Genomic DNA, 14474 nt, shown 5'->3' with positions numbered 1-14474 from the left:
CAAGAACAATGAATGCTTGCATTCAGTTGTTCGTAGATTGGTTTTTGTGAAGCTGGCGAATGCCAGCGTGCTTATTGATGCTTTGCATCAATAAGAAAACGGCGAAAGAATAAAGGAGATTTCATAATGAGAAAGAAAATTATTGCAGGCAACTGGAAAATGAACAAGACTCCAAGTGAGGCAGTTGCATTAATTAATGAATTAAAACCATTAGTAGCTAATGATGAAGTTGACGTAGTATTCTGCGTACCAGCAATCGATTTAGTTCCAGCTATGGAAGCTACTAAGGGAACAAATATTAATATTGGTGCTGAAAACATGTATTTTGAAGAAAGCGGTGCTTACACAGGTGAAATCGCTCCTAACATGCTTACAGACATTGGTGTAAAATATGTTATCATCGGACATTCAGAAAGAAGAGAATACTTTGCTGAAACTGATGAAACAGTAAACAAAAAAGTTCTTAAGGCTTTCGAACATGGTATTACACCAATTATCTGCTGTGGTGAAACTCTTGAACAGAGAGAACAGGGAATCGCAATTGATTTCATTCGTCAGCAGATTAAGGTTGCATTTAACAATGTAACAGCAGATCAGGCTAAGGAAGCAGTTATTGCTTACGAACCAATTTGGGCAATCGGAACAGGTAAGACAGCTACATCTGATCAGGCTGAAGAAGTATGTGCAGCTATTAGAGCTTGCATCGCTGAAGTATATGATGATGCTACAGCAGCAGCTATCAGAATCCAGTATGGTGGATCAATGAATGCAGGAAATGCTGCAGAATTACTTGCTAAACCTGACATTGATGGTGGTTTAGTTGGTGGAGCCAGCCTTAAGGTTGACTTTGGACAGATCGTTAATTACAACAAATAATATATAACCCACAGGACACTGTTCCGCAGTGTCCTGTTTTAGTAAAAAAAAGGGGATAAGATAATTATGAGAACAGGTAGAATAAAAGCATTATTATCAATAGCTGCCGTATTGTTTATGTGTACAATGTTTAATTGTAATGCACAGGCAAAAATGAATGTGACAGTGTCACCGGCCAAATTAGTTCAAAATGCAAAAAAACACCCAACAGTATATGATAGCTCAGTTGCTCATTGTATGGCTTTAAATGAATATACAGAGAGAATGAGAAAAGCAGGAGGAGGAAAACTTACATTAAAAAAAGGAACATATAGATTCCAGTATTCTGTATGTATACCATCTAATGTAACAGTTGTTTTTGAAGATGGTGTTGTTATTGAGAATATATTTGATACAAAAGCACATATTAAACCTGCAACAGCTATGTGGCAGTTGGTTCCAAAGAACATGACTTACAAGAATAAGGCAATTGGTAAATATAATGGAACATCGAATGCAAAAATGATAGCTAAAGGCAAGGTTGTATTCGATATGAAGTATATTAAAGGTTTATCCATTATAGCAGTTCATTGTAAGAATATTGAAATTTCAGGTATTACTTTCAAAGGTATGAATGGAAATCACTACATTGAAGTAAATGGTGCTAAAAATGTAAAAATTAACAAGTGCAAATTCAACAAAGCAAAGAAAGGTTCACCACAAAAAGCTTATGTTAAAGAAGCAATTAACATTGATATGGCTGATGAAATAACAGGTGGTGTTGGTTGTACTTGGGCAAAACAGGACAAAACACCATGTGTAAACATTAAAGTTACTAATAGTGTATTTCAGGGAATGAGCAGAGGTGTAGGAACACATAACTATTCTCAAACAAAGAAAAAGAAAAATATTTATCATTCAAAGATTTTAATTAAAGGAAATACTTTTAAAAATCTTTATGATGCAGGTGTTTATCTGATGAATTGGAAAAACACAAAGATATTAAATAACAGATTTATTAAAAATGGAAAAGGAAACAATCTAACAAGCACTAACACAGGTCATGCAATTTCAGGAAGTGGCGTTAAGAATATTACAATAACAGGAAATCATTTTAAACAAATTAAAAAGAATCCTATTAATTTTAACGGTCAGGAAAATGTAGGAAATGGTGTAGGTGCATATACTAGAATTTATGTATATATAACTAAAAAAGAAGCTGAAAAAATGCTTGATAATACTTCCGAAAAATGTGGTAACGATCCAAAGTTCCCAGGCTACGATGTAGTTTATTTTAGAAATGACGGAAGAAGAACAAAAGAAAACGCAGTGGGCATTAATTTTGCTAAACAAAAAGTAAATTTTAACATAGAATAAGGAGAAAAGAAAATGGCAAAGAAACCAGTAGTATTAATGGTCTTAGATGGCTATGGATTAAATGAAAAGACAGAAGGAAATGCTATTGCAATGGCAAACACACCTGTTATGGACAAATTAATGGCAGAATATCCTTTTGTAAAAGGAAATGCGTCAGGTTTGGCAGTAGGACTTCCTGATGGTCAGATGGGTAACTCAGAAGTAGGTCATATGAATATTGGTGCAGGAAGAATTATATATCAGGATCTTACAAGAATTACAAAAGATATTGAAGATGGTACATTCTTCGAAAACAAAGTATTATTACAGGCAATTGAAAACTGTAAGAAAAACAATTCAGACTTACATTTGTGGGGCTTGTTATCAGATGGTGGTGTACACAGCCATAACTCACATTTATATGGCTTATTGGAAATGGCAAAAAAGAATGGTCTTGAAAACGTGTATGTACACGCATTCTTAGATGGTAGAGATACACCTCCTGCATCAGGAAAAGATTATGTACAGCAGTTAGAAGACAAAATGAAGGAAATCGGAGTAGGAAAGATTGCTTCATTATCAGGCCGTTACTATGCAATGGATAGAGATAACAACTGGGATCGTGTAAAATTAGCTTACGATTCATTAGTTACAGGAGAAGGTGTTAAGGCTACAGATGCTGTTAAGGCTGTAGAAGATTCATACGCAAATGACAAGACAGACGAATTTGTATTACCAACAGTTATTACAGATGAAAATGGTCAGCCATTATCATTAGTAAAAGATGGTGATTCAGTTATCTTCTTTAACTTTAGACCTGATAGAGCAAGAGAAATCACAAGAGCATTCTGTGATGACAAATTTACAGGCTTTGATAGAGATTTCTTAAAATTAACATATGTATGCTTCAAGGATTACGATGAAACAATTCCTAACAAGCTTGTTGCATTTGAAAAAGAAGAAATTAAAAATACATTTGGTGAATTTTTAGCAGCACATGGAAAGAAACAGTTACGTTTAGCAGAGACAGAAAAGTATGCTCATGTTACATTCTTCTTTAACGGTGGTGTTGAAGATCCTAACGTGGATGAATTCAGATTATTAGTAAATTCTCCAAAGGATGTTGCTACTTATGACTTAAAACCAGAAATGAGTGCACCTGAAGTAGGTATGGACTTAGTTGAAGCTATTAAATCAGATAAGTATGATGTAATCGTTATTAACTTTGCAAATCCTGACATGGTAGGTCATACAGGTGTAATTCCTGCAGCAGTAAAGGCTGTTGAAAGAGTTGACAGTCTTGTTGGAGATGCTGTTCAGGCAGTAAAAGACGTAGATGGTGTATTATTTATTTGCGCTGACCATGGAAATGCTGAAAAGATGATTGATTACGAAACAGGTGCTCCACATACAGCACATACAACAAATCCAGTTCCATTTATTTTAGTAAATGCAGATCCTTCATGGAAATTAAGAGAAGGTGGATGTTTAGCAGACATTGCCCCAACACTTATTGAAGTAATGGGAATGGAACAGCCAAAAGAAATGACAGGAAAGTCATTGATAATCAAATAATAGCAATTAAAATAGTCATCAGACAAACTAATGTAAGTTAGAATTGTTTGATGACTATATTTGAAAAAGGGAAATTATGACAAACAGAAGAAGAAAAGTACGCAAAAATTATAATAAGTATCATTCAATATACCACAGACATAGAAGATTAAACGTTAAACGTATAGTAATAAGTGTGGGCACATTAATTGTTTTAGGTGTATTAATGGTTATAGGAATAACGACCTTAGTATCAAACAACAAATCAGTTAAGGTTGTTCAAAATAATATAGAATTGCCAACAAAAGTAGCAGATAAAAAAGTAAAAAATACAGTTAAAAATGTAACCCAAAATATTAAACCCACAGAAGTTTCTATAGTTGCAGTAGGGGATAATCTGGTTAGTGACTCGGTTCTTTATACTGCCAAACGTTATGGTGGTGGCAAATATGATTTTTCAGAAGTATTTGAAAAAATGAAATCTGATTTTAAGGCAGCAGATATTGCCATAATTAACCAGGAAACAATGCTGGGCGGAAAGCAGTTTGAATATCAGGGTTTTCCGTTATTTAACACACCTGATTCTATGGGAAGGGCTGTAATAGATGCCGGATTTGATATAGTTCAGTGTGCTTCAAATCATTCTTTGGATACCAAAGTTGAAGGTATGCAACATGCAATTAAGTTTTGGAAGAAACATAAGAATGAAATAATGATGGTTGGCTTAAATGAAAATGAGGAAGAATATAATAGTATACCAATTTACGAATGTAAGGGTATAAAATTCGCAGTTCTAAATTATACGTATGGACTTAATGGTTTAAAACTTCCACAGGAGTATTCATATATAGTTAATTTAATGGACAAACAACATAAAGAAAAAGTAAAATCCGATATTGAAAGAGCAGAAAAAGAAGCTGATTTTACAATTGTCCTACCACACTGGGGGCAGGAATATGTACAGCCTGAACCAATTAAGGAACAGGTGCAGTGGGCGAAACTTATGGTAGAAGCCGGAGCTGATTTGATTATTGGAACTCATCCCCATGTATGTGAAAAGATTCAGTGGATTAAAACAGACAATGGAAATAAGGCGTTGTGCTATTATTCTTTAGGTAACTACACATCAGGTCAACAGCAGTGGGAAACACTTATGGGTGGAATGGCAACTCTTACAGTTAGAAAAGACAATAAAGGAACAAGAATTATAAAGAAAACAGCTGGAGTTGTGCCTACAATCAATCATTATGTTTGGGGCAAATCTGAAAATGTTATAAGAAAACAATATACCTACAGACTAACTGATTATAATGACTCAATGTTAAGAGAACATAGTATTCAATGGTATGATCCTGTAAAATATCAGGACTACGTTGATTTGTCCAAAAGAGTGTTTGGCAAATATATAAAAAAATAAAAGGATAAAAATCTCCTAGATGTGCAAAATAAGAAAAAGCATGTTAGGAGGTTTTTTATGTATAAATTTTTAAAAATTGTTAATGTAAAAGGCAGAGAAGTAATGGATTCAAGAGGAAATCCAACAGTTGAAGCAGAAGTTACTGTTAAGGTTGACGGTAAGGCAGGAGAGTTATATACAGGTTGTGCCATTGTGCCATCAGGGGCTTCAACAGGAAAGTTTGAGGCAGTGGAACTACGTGATAGTGGTGAAAGATATAATGGAAATGGCGTGAAAAAAGCCGTAAAAAATGTAAATGAAATTATTTATCCTGCATTAGAAGGCATCAATGGCTTAAATCAGAATAAAGTAGACAGCATAATGTTAAAGCTTGATGGAACATCTAACAAGGAAAATCTTGGAGCTAATAGTATTCTTGCAGTATCAATGGCAAATATGAAAGCCTGTGCAAAAGCATTAAAGCTTCCTGATTATAAATATATTGGTGGTATTTGTGGAAGAAAAATGCCTATACCAATGATGAATATTTTAAATGGTGGTGCTCATGCGTCAAATAATGTGGATATACAGGAGTTTATGATATTACCTGTAGGGGCAAAATCTTTTAAGGAAGGGCTTAGATGGTGCAGTGAGGTCTATCATTGCCTTAAAGGGCTGTTAAAAGAACGTAATTTGTCAGTAGCTGTTGGAGATGAAGGTGGCTTTGCACCGGATTTAGAAACCGAAGAACAGGTTCTGGATATTATAGTTGAAGCAGTAGAAAAGAGTGGCTTTCAAAAAGGAAAGGACTTTAAGATTTCTTTGGATGTGGCAGCATCTGAATGGAAAGGAAGTTCAGTTGGAAAATATAATATGCCAAAGAAAAATAAAAATGTAACATCAGATGAATTAATTGAGATGTGGGAAAATATAGTTAATAAATATCCTATTTTTTCAATTGAAGACCCATTGGACGAAGAAGACTGGGATGGTTGGAAGAAACTAACGCAGAGAATAGGAAGTAAAATAAGATTAGTAGGTGATGATTTATTTGTCACAAATGTAAACAGACTGCAAAAAGGCATTAAAGAGAAAAGCGCCAATGCAATACTGATTAAACCAAATCAGATAGGCTCAATTACTGAAACTATAAAGGCAGTACAATTGGCACAGAAAAATGGCATGATAGCCATAATGTCTCATCGCTCAGGAGAAAGCGAGGATACAACAATAGCAGATTTGGCAGTGGCACTTAATACAGGCTATATAAAAACCGGTGCCCCATGCAGAGGAGAGAGAACTGCCAAATATAATCAATTACTACGAATTGAGGAAATGTTGTAAAAATCCTTAACACAAACTGCTGTAAAAATACTCTTGATTTAGAGAGCATAATATGATAATATTGTCTTTGCGTGATACGAAATATTAAGGATTGGTATCCTTGTAATAGATAGAGGAGGAAAAAACTAATGACATTACTTAGAGTATTAACAGTAGTATTTATGATCGTATGTTTAATTATTACAGTAGTAATCTTACTTCAAGAAGGAAAACAGGCAGGACTTACTGGTGCAATCAGTGGTGCAGCTGACACATATTGGGGAAAGAACAAGGGCCGTTCAATGGAAGGTAAACTTGAGAAGGCTACAAAGATTTGCGTTGTATTATTCTTTGTACTTTCAGTAATTCTCAATATGGGATTTATCGGATATTAAGATAAAATAAAATGTTGACTGATTAAGGTGTAGATTTCTACACCTTTTTTCTTTGTAAAAAAATACCAAATAAGTATAAACAGTTTGGACAGATTAATGTATAATGTTTTTGGATATTATTTAAGAAGAAAACGGAATTTATGATAGACAAATAGATAAAGGGAGATTTGAATGGATTTAATAGAAGAAAAGAAAAAAATAATACTTCAGTTAATGAATGACAAACATTATGTACCAATGAAATTTAAAGAGTTGGTTGTTATTTTAAATGTTAGAAAAGAAGACAGAGGGTTGCTTGACATTGTTTTAACTGAATTACTAAACGAAGGGAAAATAACAATATCAAAAAAAGGAAAATATAGTATTCCACAGGAAGAGTACAGACAGGGACTTTTTATTGGAAATGAAAAAGGTTTTGGCTTTGTAGAAGTTGAAGGCGAGGAAGAGGATTATTTTATACCAAAAGGAAATGTTAATGGTGCCTTTCATCATGATATGGTATTGATTGCGGTAGATCCTATCCAAACAGGAAAGAGAAAAGAAGGCAAAGTTATCAAGATTATTTCTCACGAAATCAGAGAAGTAGTAGGTTATTTTCAGAAAAATAAAAGTTTTGGTTATGTTATTCCTGACAATAAGAAAATTTTCAGTGATATTTATATTGCAGGGAAAGATACAAAAGGGGCAGTAGATGGTCATAAAGTTGTTGCAAAAATTAAAACTTATGGCACAAAGGATAGAAAACCTGAAGGTGTTGTAACGGAAATTCTAGGTCACGTAAATGATCCAGGTGTAGATATTTTATCAATTGTGAAAAATTACGACATACCTTGTGAGTTTCCTGAAGAAGTAATGGAACAGATTGAAAATATTCCATCTGAAGTGGCAGAAGAAGATAAGGTAGGCAGATTTGATATTCGAGGCCTTCAGACCGTAACTATTGACGGTGAGGATGCTAAGGATTTAGATGATGCTATTACTTTGACAAAAGAAGATGGGATTTACACTTTAGGTGTTCATATTGCAGATGTATCGCACTATGTTACTGAAAATTCACCATTAGATAAAGAGGCTGTGAAAAGAGGAACAAGCGTATACTTAGTAGACAGAGTTATTCCAATGTTACCTCATAAATTATCCAATGGAATTTGTTCACTTAATCAGGGTGAGGACAGGCTTGCCCTTAGCTGTATAATGAAAATTAATGAAAAAGGTGAAATCGTAGACCATCAGGTCAAAGAAACTTTAATAAATGTTGATAGACGAATGACATATACAGCAGTAAATGATATTATAACAAATAAGGATGAAGCCACAATTAAGCAGTATGAGGATTTTGTGCCAATGTTTAATTTAATGGCTGAGTTATCAAAAATACTTAGAGATAAAAGATACAAAAGAGGTGCCATTGATTTTGATTTTCCAGAGTGTAAAATCAAACTTGACGAAAAAGGTTATCCTATATCAATTGAACCTTATGATAGAAATGCAGCTACAAAAATTATTGAAGATTTTATGTTGGCAGCTAATGAGACAATAGCCGAATATTTTTATTGGCAGCAGGTGCCTTTTGTATACAGAAATCACGAAAAGCCGGATAGTGACAGAATGAAAGCTTTGGCAACATTTATTACCAACTTTGGTTATTCTGTAAAATTATCAGGAGAGGAAGTACATCCAAAAGAAATACAAAAATTGTTAAACAACATTGAAGGAACACCGGAAGAGGCTATGATAAGCAGGGTAACTCTTCGCTCAATGAAAAGAGCAGAGTATACACCTGAATGTTTGGGACATTTTGGCTTGGCTGCAAAATATTATACGCATTTTACATCGCCTATTAGAAGATATCCTGATTTGCAGATACATCGTATTATAAAAGAATGTATTAACGGGAAGATGACAGATAAGCATGCTGAACATTACAAGAGCATACTACCTGAAGTGACAAAGAATTGTAGCACAAATGAAAGACGTGCAGATGATGCAGAAAGAGACACAGAAAAGCTAAAGCAGGCAGAATATATGCGTGGACAAATTGGCGAAGAATTTGTGGGTGTGATTTCAGGTGTTACAAACTTTGGTTTGTATGTAGAATTGCCTAATACAATAGAAGGTTTGGTGCATGTTTCAAATATGTGTGACGACCATTATATATATGATGAGGATTCTTTCTCAATGACAGGTGAAGCCACTAAGAAGACATATAAGTTGGGCCAGCCTGTAAGAATACGTGTTGAGGCGGCAGACAAATTAACAAGAACGATTGATTTTAGTCTGGTGTAAATTATTTGAAACAGATTATATTTTGTATGAATTATTTAAAATGAATTAAAGCCGGTATAAAAAATTCGAAACAGATTAGTTCTGATTTAAACAATTTGAAACAGATTATATCCGGTATGGTAATATAAAATATTATTGGTGATTAACTTTAAAGAAAGGAAAGAGTATGGCTTCAGGAAAATTAATTGCAAGCAATAAGAAAGCAAGACATGATTATTTTATAGAAGATACTTATGAGGCAGGAATTGTTTTACATGGAACAGAAGTTAAGTCTTTACGTGCAGGCCATTGCAGTATAAAAGAGTCATTTGTAAGAATCGAAAATGGCGAAGTTATAATATACGGAATGCATATTAATCCTTATGAAAAGGGAAACATTTTCAACAAAGATCCTTTAAGACCAAAGAAATTAATGCTTCATAAATATGAAATTAATAAATTAGTTGGAAAACTAAATGAAAAAGGGTTGACCTTAGTACCTTTAAGAGTTTATTTTAAAGGAAGTCTGGTAAAGGTTGAAATAGGACTTGCCAGAGGTAAAAAACTATATGACAAGAGAGCAGACATTAAAAAGCGTGATTTGAAGAGAGAGCACGAAAAAGAGTTTAAGATTCATATGCGCTAGTTATAAATAAGGAGGATAAAATGTATACAGAATCATTAGTAAAGTTAGGAAAAGTACGTTCAGAAATCAGAGAAATTTTTGAATATGGTAATAAGAGAAAGGCTGAAATCGGAGCAGAGAATGTTTTTGATTTTAGTATTGGTAATCCAAGTGTACCTGCACCAAAAAGTGTAGATGATGCCATTATTGATTTAGTTAATAATTTTGATTCAGTAGCCCTTCATGGATATACATCAGCTCAGGGTGATGCACATGTTAGGGAAACAATTGCAAATTATATTAATGACAAATTTGGGACGAATGTTACAGCAAACAATATTTACATGACATGTGGAGCAGCAGCATCACTTACAATTGTAATGAATGCAATTTTACAAAAAGATGACGAGTGTATTGTATTTACTCCTTATTTTCCTGAATACGGGGTGTTTATTGAAAGAACAGGCGCTAAATTAGTAGAAGTTAAGTCACAGGAAAAGACTTTCCAGATTGACATGGATAATTTCGAAAAAGCCATTAATGAAAAAACAAAGGCAGTAATAATTAATTCACCTAACAATCCATCAGGTGTTGTTTATACTGTAGAAACAATTGAAAAAATGTGTCAGTTATTAAAAAAGAAAGAAGAGGAATATGGACATCCTATTTTCCTTATTACTGATGAACCATATAGAGAGTTAGTTTATGATGATACAGAAGTACCATATGTTATTAATTATTATGACAATACTTTTGTCTGCTATTCATATAGTAAGGCATTATCTCTTCCGGGAGAAAGAATTGGATACATAGTAGTATCACCAAAGATGATTGATGAAGAAGATGCTTACGCAGCAGTTTGTGGAGCCGGAAGAGCTTTAGGCTATGTATGTGCCCCAAGTATGCTTCAAAGAGTAATTGAAAAGTGCATAAGTGATACATCTGATATTTCAATTTATAAAGAAAACAGAGATTTATTATATAATGCTTTAACAAAAATGGGCTTTGAATGTGTTTACCCTGATGGTGCATTTTACTTATTTGTAAAAGCCATGGGAGAGGACGCTTACGAATTTTGTGAAAAGGCAAAAGAATACGAATTATTACTTGTACCTGCTGACAGTTTTGGAGCACCGGGATATGTAAGAGTTTCTTATTGTGTTCAGACAAAGCAGATTGAAGATGCGCTTCCTGCATTTGAAAAGTTAGCAGAAAGTTATAAGTAAACAGGAGTTTAACAATGAGTGATCAATATAGTTGTGAATTTTGTAGCAATTATGTATATGACGAAGAATATGAAGAATACGGCTGTGTTGTAAATATGGATGAAGATGATTTAGCCATGTTAATGCAGTTTAAGAGAGCAACATGTCCGTATTTCTCCTATGGTGATGAATACAGAATTGCAAGAAAACAGTAGAATTATTTCGGAGAAAAAATGAAACAGGAAAGCTATATAAAAATAACAGAAGCTGTTAGAAAAAAGAAAAACGGAGTTAAAATAGTTACAGGAATAAACAGGATAGTTACAATAATGATTTATGTTTTATTTGCTGTAATTATTTTAATGTCTGCGTTTATGCAGTATCAAAACAATAGTGGTACCTGTGTAAGAGTTGTGCTTGTATGTAGCATATCTTTTGTGGCAGTTACAATATTCAGATATATTATTGACGAAAAAAGACCTTATGTTGTATATGATTTTACACCGTTGATTGTAAAAGAAAAAAAAGGTCAGTCAATGCCAAGTCGTCATGTTTTTTCTGCCTTTGTAATTGCTATGTCAGCTTTGTATATTTGTATCCCTTTGGGGATTTTTATGATGCTTCTTGCTGTTATTATGGCATTTGAGAGAGTAATTTGTGGAGTTCATTTTCCAAAGGATGTAATAGCAGGGGCAGTTATAGGAATTGTATCAGGAATAATTGGATTTTATTTAATTTAACAATTACATTGTCAAAAGGTTTTATACCATCTGTACAGCATGAGTGGATAACCTTAGGACAAGCTAAAGGATGAGGAAAATTATGTCAAAAGAAAATAAGTTTTTAAAGGACATGACAAAGGGCACACCTTGGAAATTGCTTTTGCAGTTTGCAGTACCTTTGTTTATTGGAAACATATTCCAGCAATTGTATAACATGGTGGATTCCATAATTGTTGGAAATTTTGTTGGACCTAATGCGTTAGGCGCAATCGGAACAACAAACTCACTTAATTTTTTATTCTTTTCCTTAGTAGCAGGTTTATCTGTTGGAATAGGAATAATTGTCGCACAGTTTTTTGGCTCAAATAATGAAGAGAAGGTAAAAGACACAATAGGAAATGCAATATGGATTGTGCTTATAAGTTCAGTAATAATGGCTTGTATAGGCTTTTTTGTAGCAAAACCAGTATTAGTGTTACTTAGAACAGATAAGGTTATTTTAGGTGACGCAACAGCTTATTTAAAAGTTACATCCATAGGTATTTGCTGTACAGGTTTATACAACGGAGTATCAAGTATACTTAGAGCCTTAGGAGACAGTAAAACACCTTTAATATTTTTAATATTGGCAAGTCTTGTTAATGTTGTGCTTGATTTTTGGTTTGTATTAGGACTTGGCTGGGGAGTTGTAGGCGCAGGTGTTGCCACAGCATTTTCACAGTTTTTATCAGCAGTTACATGTATTTTTTATGCATATAAGAGCAATACTTATTTTAGGCTAAAAAAGAAGAATTTAAAACTTAACAGTTATATTGTAGATAAGAGTTTAAGACTGGGTATACCTGTAGCATTACAGAATTCATTAATAGCCTTTTCATTAATAGTATTACAGGCTATTGTTAATGGTTATGGAGCAACATTTACTACAGCTTTTACAGTTATCTCAAGAATAGAAACATTAGTTCAGCAGCCATTCATGTCACTAGGAGCAGCAGTTTCTACATATACAGGTCAGAATCTTGGTGCAGGAAAGACAGACAGAGTTGTGAAAGGATTTAATTCTTCAAATGTTATGAATGTAATATTTTCAGCAGTAGTCCTTGTTCTGTTTTGGACTTTCACATCACCGATTGTGTCAATATTCGGAAAAGATGCTGAAGTTTTACGGATAGCTTCAGATGGTCTTAGAATAACAAGTTGTTTCTATGTATTTTTAGGTCTCATTTATACAACACGAAATGTATTAAATGGTGCCGGGGATGCAATGTTTTCTCTTTTTACGGGCATAGTGGAATGTATAGGAAGAGTTGGATTTGCATATCCATTAACATTAATTCCATTTTTAGGTAGTTATGGTGTATTTGTTGCAACAGGAATTACATGGATGCTAAACGGGTTATTTAGTTTAATAAGATACAAACGTGGAAAGTGGAAAACTATTAATTTAGTTGTACATAAAGAATAGAGTGTGAAGTTGGTTAAGGAGGCAGAATGTACGAAAACAAAGAAGAATTGGAAAAAGTAATTCTGGTGGCTGTTTCCACAGGTAATGAGGAAGATGCACAGGAATCATTAGATGAATTAGAAGAATTAGTAAGTACAGCCGGGGCTGTTGTAGTTGGAAGAGTTGTACAGAATCTTGAACATATAAATAATACAACCTATGTTGGAACAGGTAAAGTAAAGGAAATTAAAGATTTAATTTGGGAAACAGATGCAGATGCCATTGTATGTGACGATGAACTATCACCTGCCCAGTATAAGAACCTTGAAGATGAATTGGAAGTTAAGGTTATGGACAGAACCCTTATTATATTAGATATTTTCGCAGGTAGGGCAAAAACTGCTGAAGGTAAGATTCAGGTAGAATTGGCACAGCTTAGATACCGTTCAACAAGACTTATTGGTATGAGAAATCTATCAAGACAGGGTGGTGGAATCGGTACAAGAGGACCTGGTGAAAAGAAACTTGAAGTTGACAGACGTTTAATTAGAAACAGAATTTCACAGTTAAAAGAACAGGTTTCAGAAATGGAGAACCACAGACAGGTAACAAGGGCGAAACGTCAGGACAATCCTGTTCCGGTAGTTGCGATTGTAGGCTATACAAACGCAGGAAAATCAACACTTCTTAACACAGTAACAAACGCTGAAGTTTTAGAAGAGGATAAGCTTTTTGCAACCCTTGATCCAACAACAAGAAACTACAAATTACCGGATGGGCAGGAAGTGCTTTTAACTGATACAGTAGGTTTTATAAGAAAATTACCACACCACTTAATAGATGCTTTTAGAAGTACGTTAGAGGAAGCAAAATATTCTGACATTATTATTCATGTGGTGGATGCCTCTAATCCGTCAATGGATAAAAATGTTCACGCAGTGTACGAAACTCTCGATAACTTAGGTGTAAAAGACAAAACGATTATTACCGTTTTCAACAAAGAAGATAAGTTGGAAACAAAACCTATATTAAGAGATTTCAAGGCAGATTACGTTGTACATGGTGCCATTAAAAAGGGCATAGGAATTGATGACATAAACGAGGCAATTGAGAATGCAGTTAAGTCAATGCGTGTATTGTACGAAAACGTATTTACTTATGCCGAAGCAGGCAAGACAGGCCTTATTAGAAAATATGGTCAGTTACTTGAAGAAGAGTATAAAGAAGACGGTATACACGTAAAAGCATACGTGCCAACATCTTTAATTGGAAGATTAAATTGACAATGATATTTTTATATGGTATATTCTCAATAGTTTAGCGTGGTAAAGCAC

13 protein-coding genes are annotated in these 14474 nt (G+C 33.9%); all 13 read left to right on the top strand.

From position 1 onward, the window contains the following. The first annotated feature begins 123 nt into the window (after window positions 1-123). The 13 genes from tpiA (at window position 124) to hflX (ending at window position 14423) form a co-directional block, all read left to right on the top strand. On the top strand, window positions 124-876 hold the full coding sequence (tpiA, locus tag ACQY63_RS04090; protein WP_302690381.1) for a triose-phosphate isomerase: 753 nt from the start codon (window positions 124-126) through the stop codon (window positions 874-876). A 66-nt stretch (window positions 877-942) separates the two neighbouring features. Beyond that, complete coding sequence (locus ACQY63_RS04085; protein ID WP_022165938.1) at window positions 943-2232, top strand: hypothetical protein; 1290 nt, start codon at window positions 943-945, stop codon at window positions 2230-2232. A 12-nt stretch (window positions 2233-2244) separates the two neighbouring features. Beyond that, window positions 2245-3786: a 2,3-bisphosphoglycerate-independent phosphoglycerate mutase gene (gene gpmI / locus ACQY63_RS04080; RefSeq protein ID WP_022165939.1), complete on the top strand. Its 1542-nt coding sequence runs from the start codon at window positions 2245-2247 to the stop codon at window positions 3784-3786. Window positions 3787-3862: 76 nt separating this feature from the next. Then, a complete protein-coding gene (locus ACQY63_RS04075; protein ID WP_428244772.1) occupies window positions 3863-5182 on the top strand; it encodes a CapA family protein in 1320 nt (439 codons plus the stop codon). A 57-nt stretch (window positions 5183-5239) separates the two neighbouring features. After that, the gene (eno, locus tag ACQY63_RS04070; RefSeq protein ID WP_022165940.1) at window positions 5240-6505 is read left to right on the top strand and encodes a phosphopyruvate hydratase; all 1266 of its coding nucleotides are present in this window, start codon (window positions 5240-5242) and stop codon (window positions 6503-6505) included. Between the two features lie 128 nt (window positions 6506-6633). Further along, window positions 6634-6879 carry a preprotein translocase subunit SecG gene (secG, locus tag ACQY63_RS04065; RefSeq protein WP_022165941.1) on the top strand — a complete coding sequence of 82 codons (246 nt, stop codon included), beginning with the start codon at window positions 6634-6636 and terminating at the stop codon, window positions 6877-6879. Window positions 6880-7050: 171 nt separating this feature from the next. Next, window positions 7051-9165, top strand: a complete 2115-nt coding sequence (gene rnr / locus ACQY63_RS04060; protein WP_302690031.1) for a ribonuclease R — start codon at window positions 7051-7053, stop codon at window positions 9163-9165. Window positions 9166-9331: 166 nt separating this feature from the next. Beyond that, a complete protein-coding gene (smpB, locus tag ACQY63_RS04055; RefSeq protein ID WP_022165943.1) occupies window positions 9332-9790 on the top strand; it encodes an SsrA-binding protein SmpB in 459 nt (152 codons plus the stop codon). Between the two features lie 20 nt (window positions 9791-9810). Then, entirely contained in the window at window positions 9811-10995 is a 1185-nt protein-coding gene (locus ACQY63_RS04050) for a pyridoxal phosphate-dependent aminotransferase (RefSeq protein ID WP_022165944.1), read from the top strand. A 14-nt stretch (window positions 10996-11009) separates the two neighbouring features. Then, a complete protein-coding gene (locus tag ACQY63_RS04045; protein WP_022165945.1) occupies window positions 11010-11189 on the top strand; it encodes a DUF6472 family protein in 180 nt (59 codons plus the stop codon). 18 nt (window positions 11190-11207) lie between these two features. Further along, window positions 11208-11714, top strand: a complete 507-nt coding sequence (locus tag ACQY63_RS04040; RefSeq protein WP_022165946.1) for a phosphatase PAP2 family protein — start codon at window positions 11208-11210, stop codon at window positions 11712-11714. A gap of 82 nt (window positions 11715-11796) precedes the next feature. Continuing rightward, window positions 11797-13161, top strand: a complete 1365-nt coding sequence (locus ACQY63_RS04035) for an MATE family efflux transporter (RefSeq protein ID WP_022165947.1) — start codon at window positions 11797-11799, stop codon at window positions 13159-13161. A gap of 26 nt (window positions 13162-13187) precedes the next feature. Continuing rightward, window positions 13188-14423 carry a GTPase HflX gene (hflX, locus tag ACQY63_RS04030; protein ID WP_022165948.1) on the top strand — a complete coding sequence of 412 codons (1236 nt, stop codon included), beginning with the start codon at window positions 13188-13190 and terminating at the stop codon, window positions 14421-14423. The last annotated feature ends 51 nt before the right edge of the window (window positions 14424-14474 follow it).

It is taken from the genome of Eubacterium sp. Marseille-QA0814 (genome assembly GCF_965119675.1).
Taxonomy (GTDB): domain Bacteria; phylum Bacillota; class Clostridia; order Lachnospirales; family Lachnospiraceae; genus Eubacterium_G.
This window is presented reverse-complemented; position numbering and strand designations above follow the sequence as displayed.

Excerpts from the sequence above, each read along its gene's own strand:
- secG (WP_022165941.1), top strand. The coding sequence starts at position 6,634 with ATGACATTACTTAGAGTATTAACAGTAGTATTTATGATCGTATGTTTA.
- ACQY63_RS04085 (WP_022165938.1), top strand. The coding sequence starts at position 943 with ATGAGAACAGGTAGAATAAAAGCATTATTATCAATAGCTGCCGTATTG.
- rnr (WP_302690031.1), top strand. The coding sequence starts at position 7,051 with ATGGATTTAATAGAAGAAAAGAAAAAAATAATACTTCAGTTAATGAAT.
- ACQY63_RS04035 (WP_022165947.1), top strand. The coding sequence starts at position 11,797 with ATGTCAAAAGAAAATAAGTTTTTAAAGGACATGACAAAGGGCACACCT.
- ACQY63_RS04045 (WP_022165945.1), top strand. The coding sequence starts at position 11,010 with ATGAGTGATCAATATAGTTGTGAATTTTGTAGCAATTATGTATATGAC.
- hflX (WP_022165948.1), top strand. The coding sequence starts at position 13,188 with ATGTACGAAAACAAAGAAGAATTGGAAAAAGTAATTCTGGTGGCTGTT.
- ACQY63_RS04040 (WP_022165946.1), top strand. The coding sequence starts at position 11,208 with ATGAAACAGGAAAGCTATATAAAAATAACAGAAGCTGTTAGAAAAAAG.
- smpB (WP_022165943.1), top strand. The coding sequence starts at position 9,332 with ATGGCTTCAGGAAAATTAATTGCAAGCAATAAGAAAGCAAGACATGAT.
- eno (WP_022165940.1), top strand. The coding sequence starts at position 5,240 with ATGTATAAATTTTTAAAAATTGTTAATGTAAAAGGCAGAGAAGTAATG.
- ACQY63_RS04050 (WP_022165944.1), top strand. The coding sequence starts at position 9,811 with ATGTATACAGAATCATTAGTAAAGTTAGGAAAAGTACGTTCAGAAATC.
- gpmI (WP_022165939.1), top strand. The coding sequence starts at position 2,245 with ATGGCAAAGAAACCAGTAGTATTAATGGTCTTAGATGGCTATGGATTA.
- ACQY63_RS04075 (WP_428244772.1), top strand. The coding sequence starts at position 3,863 with ATGACAAACAGAAGAAGAAAAGTACGCAAAAATTATAATAAGTATCAT.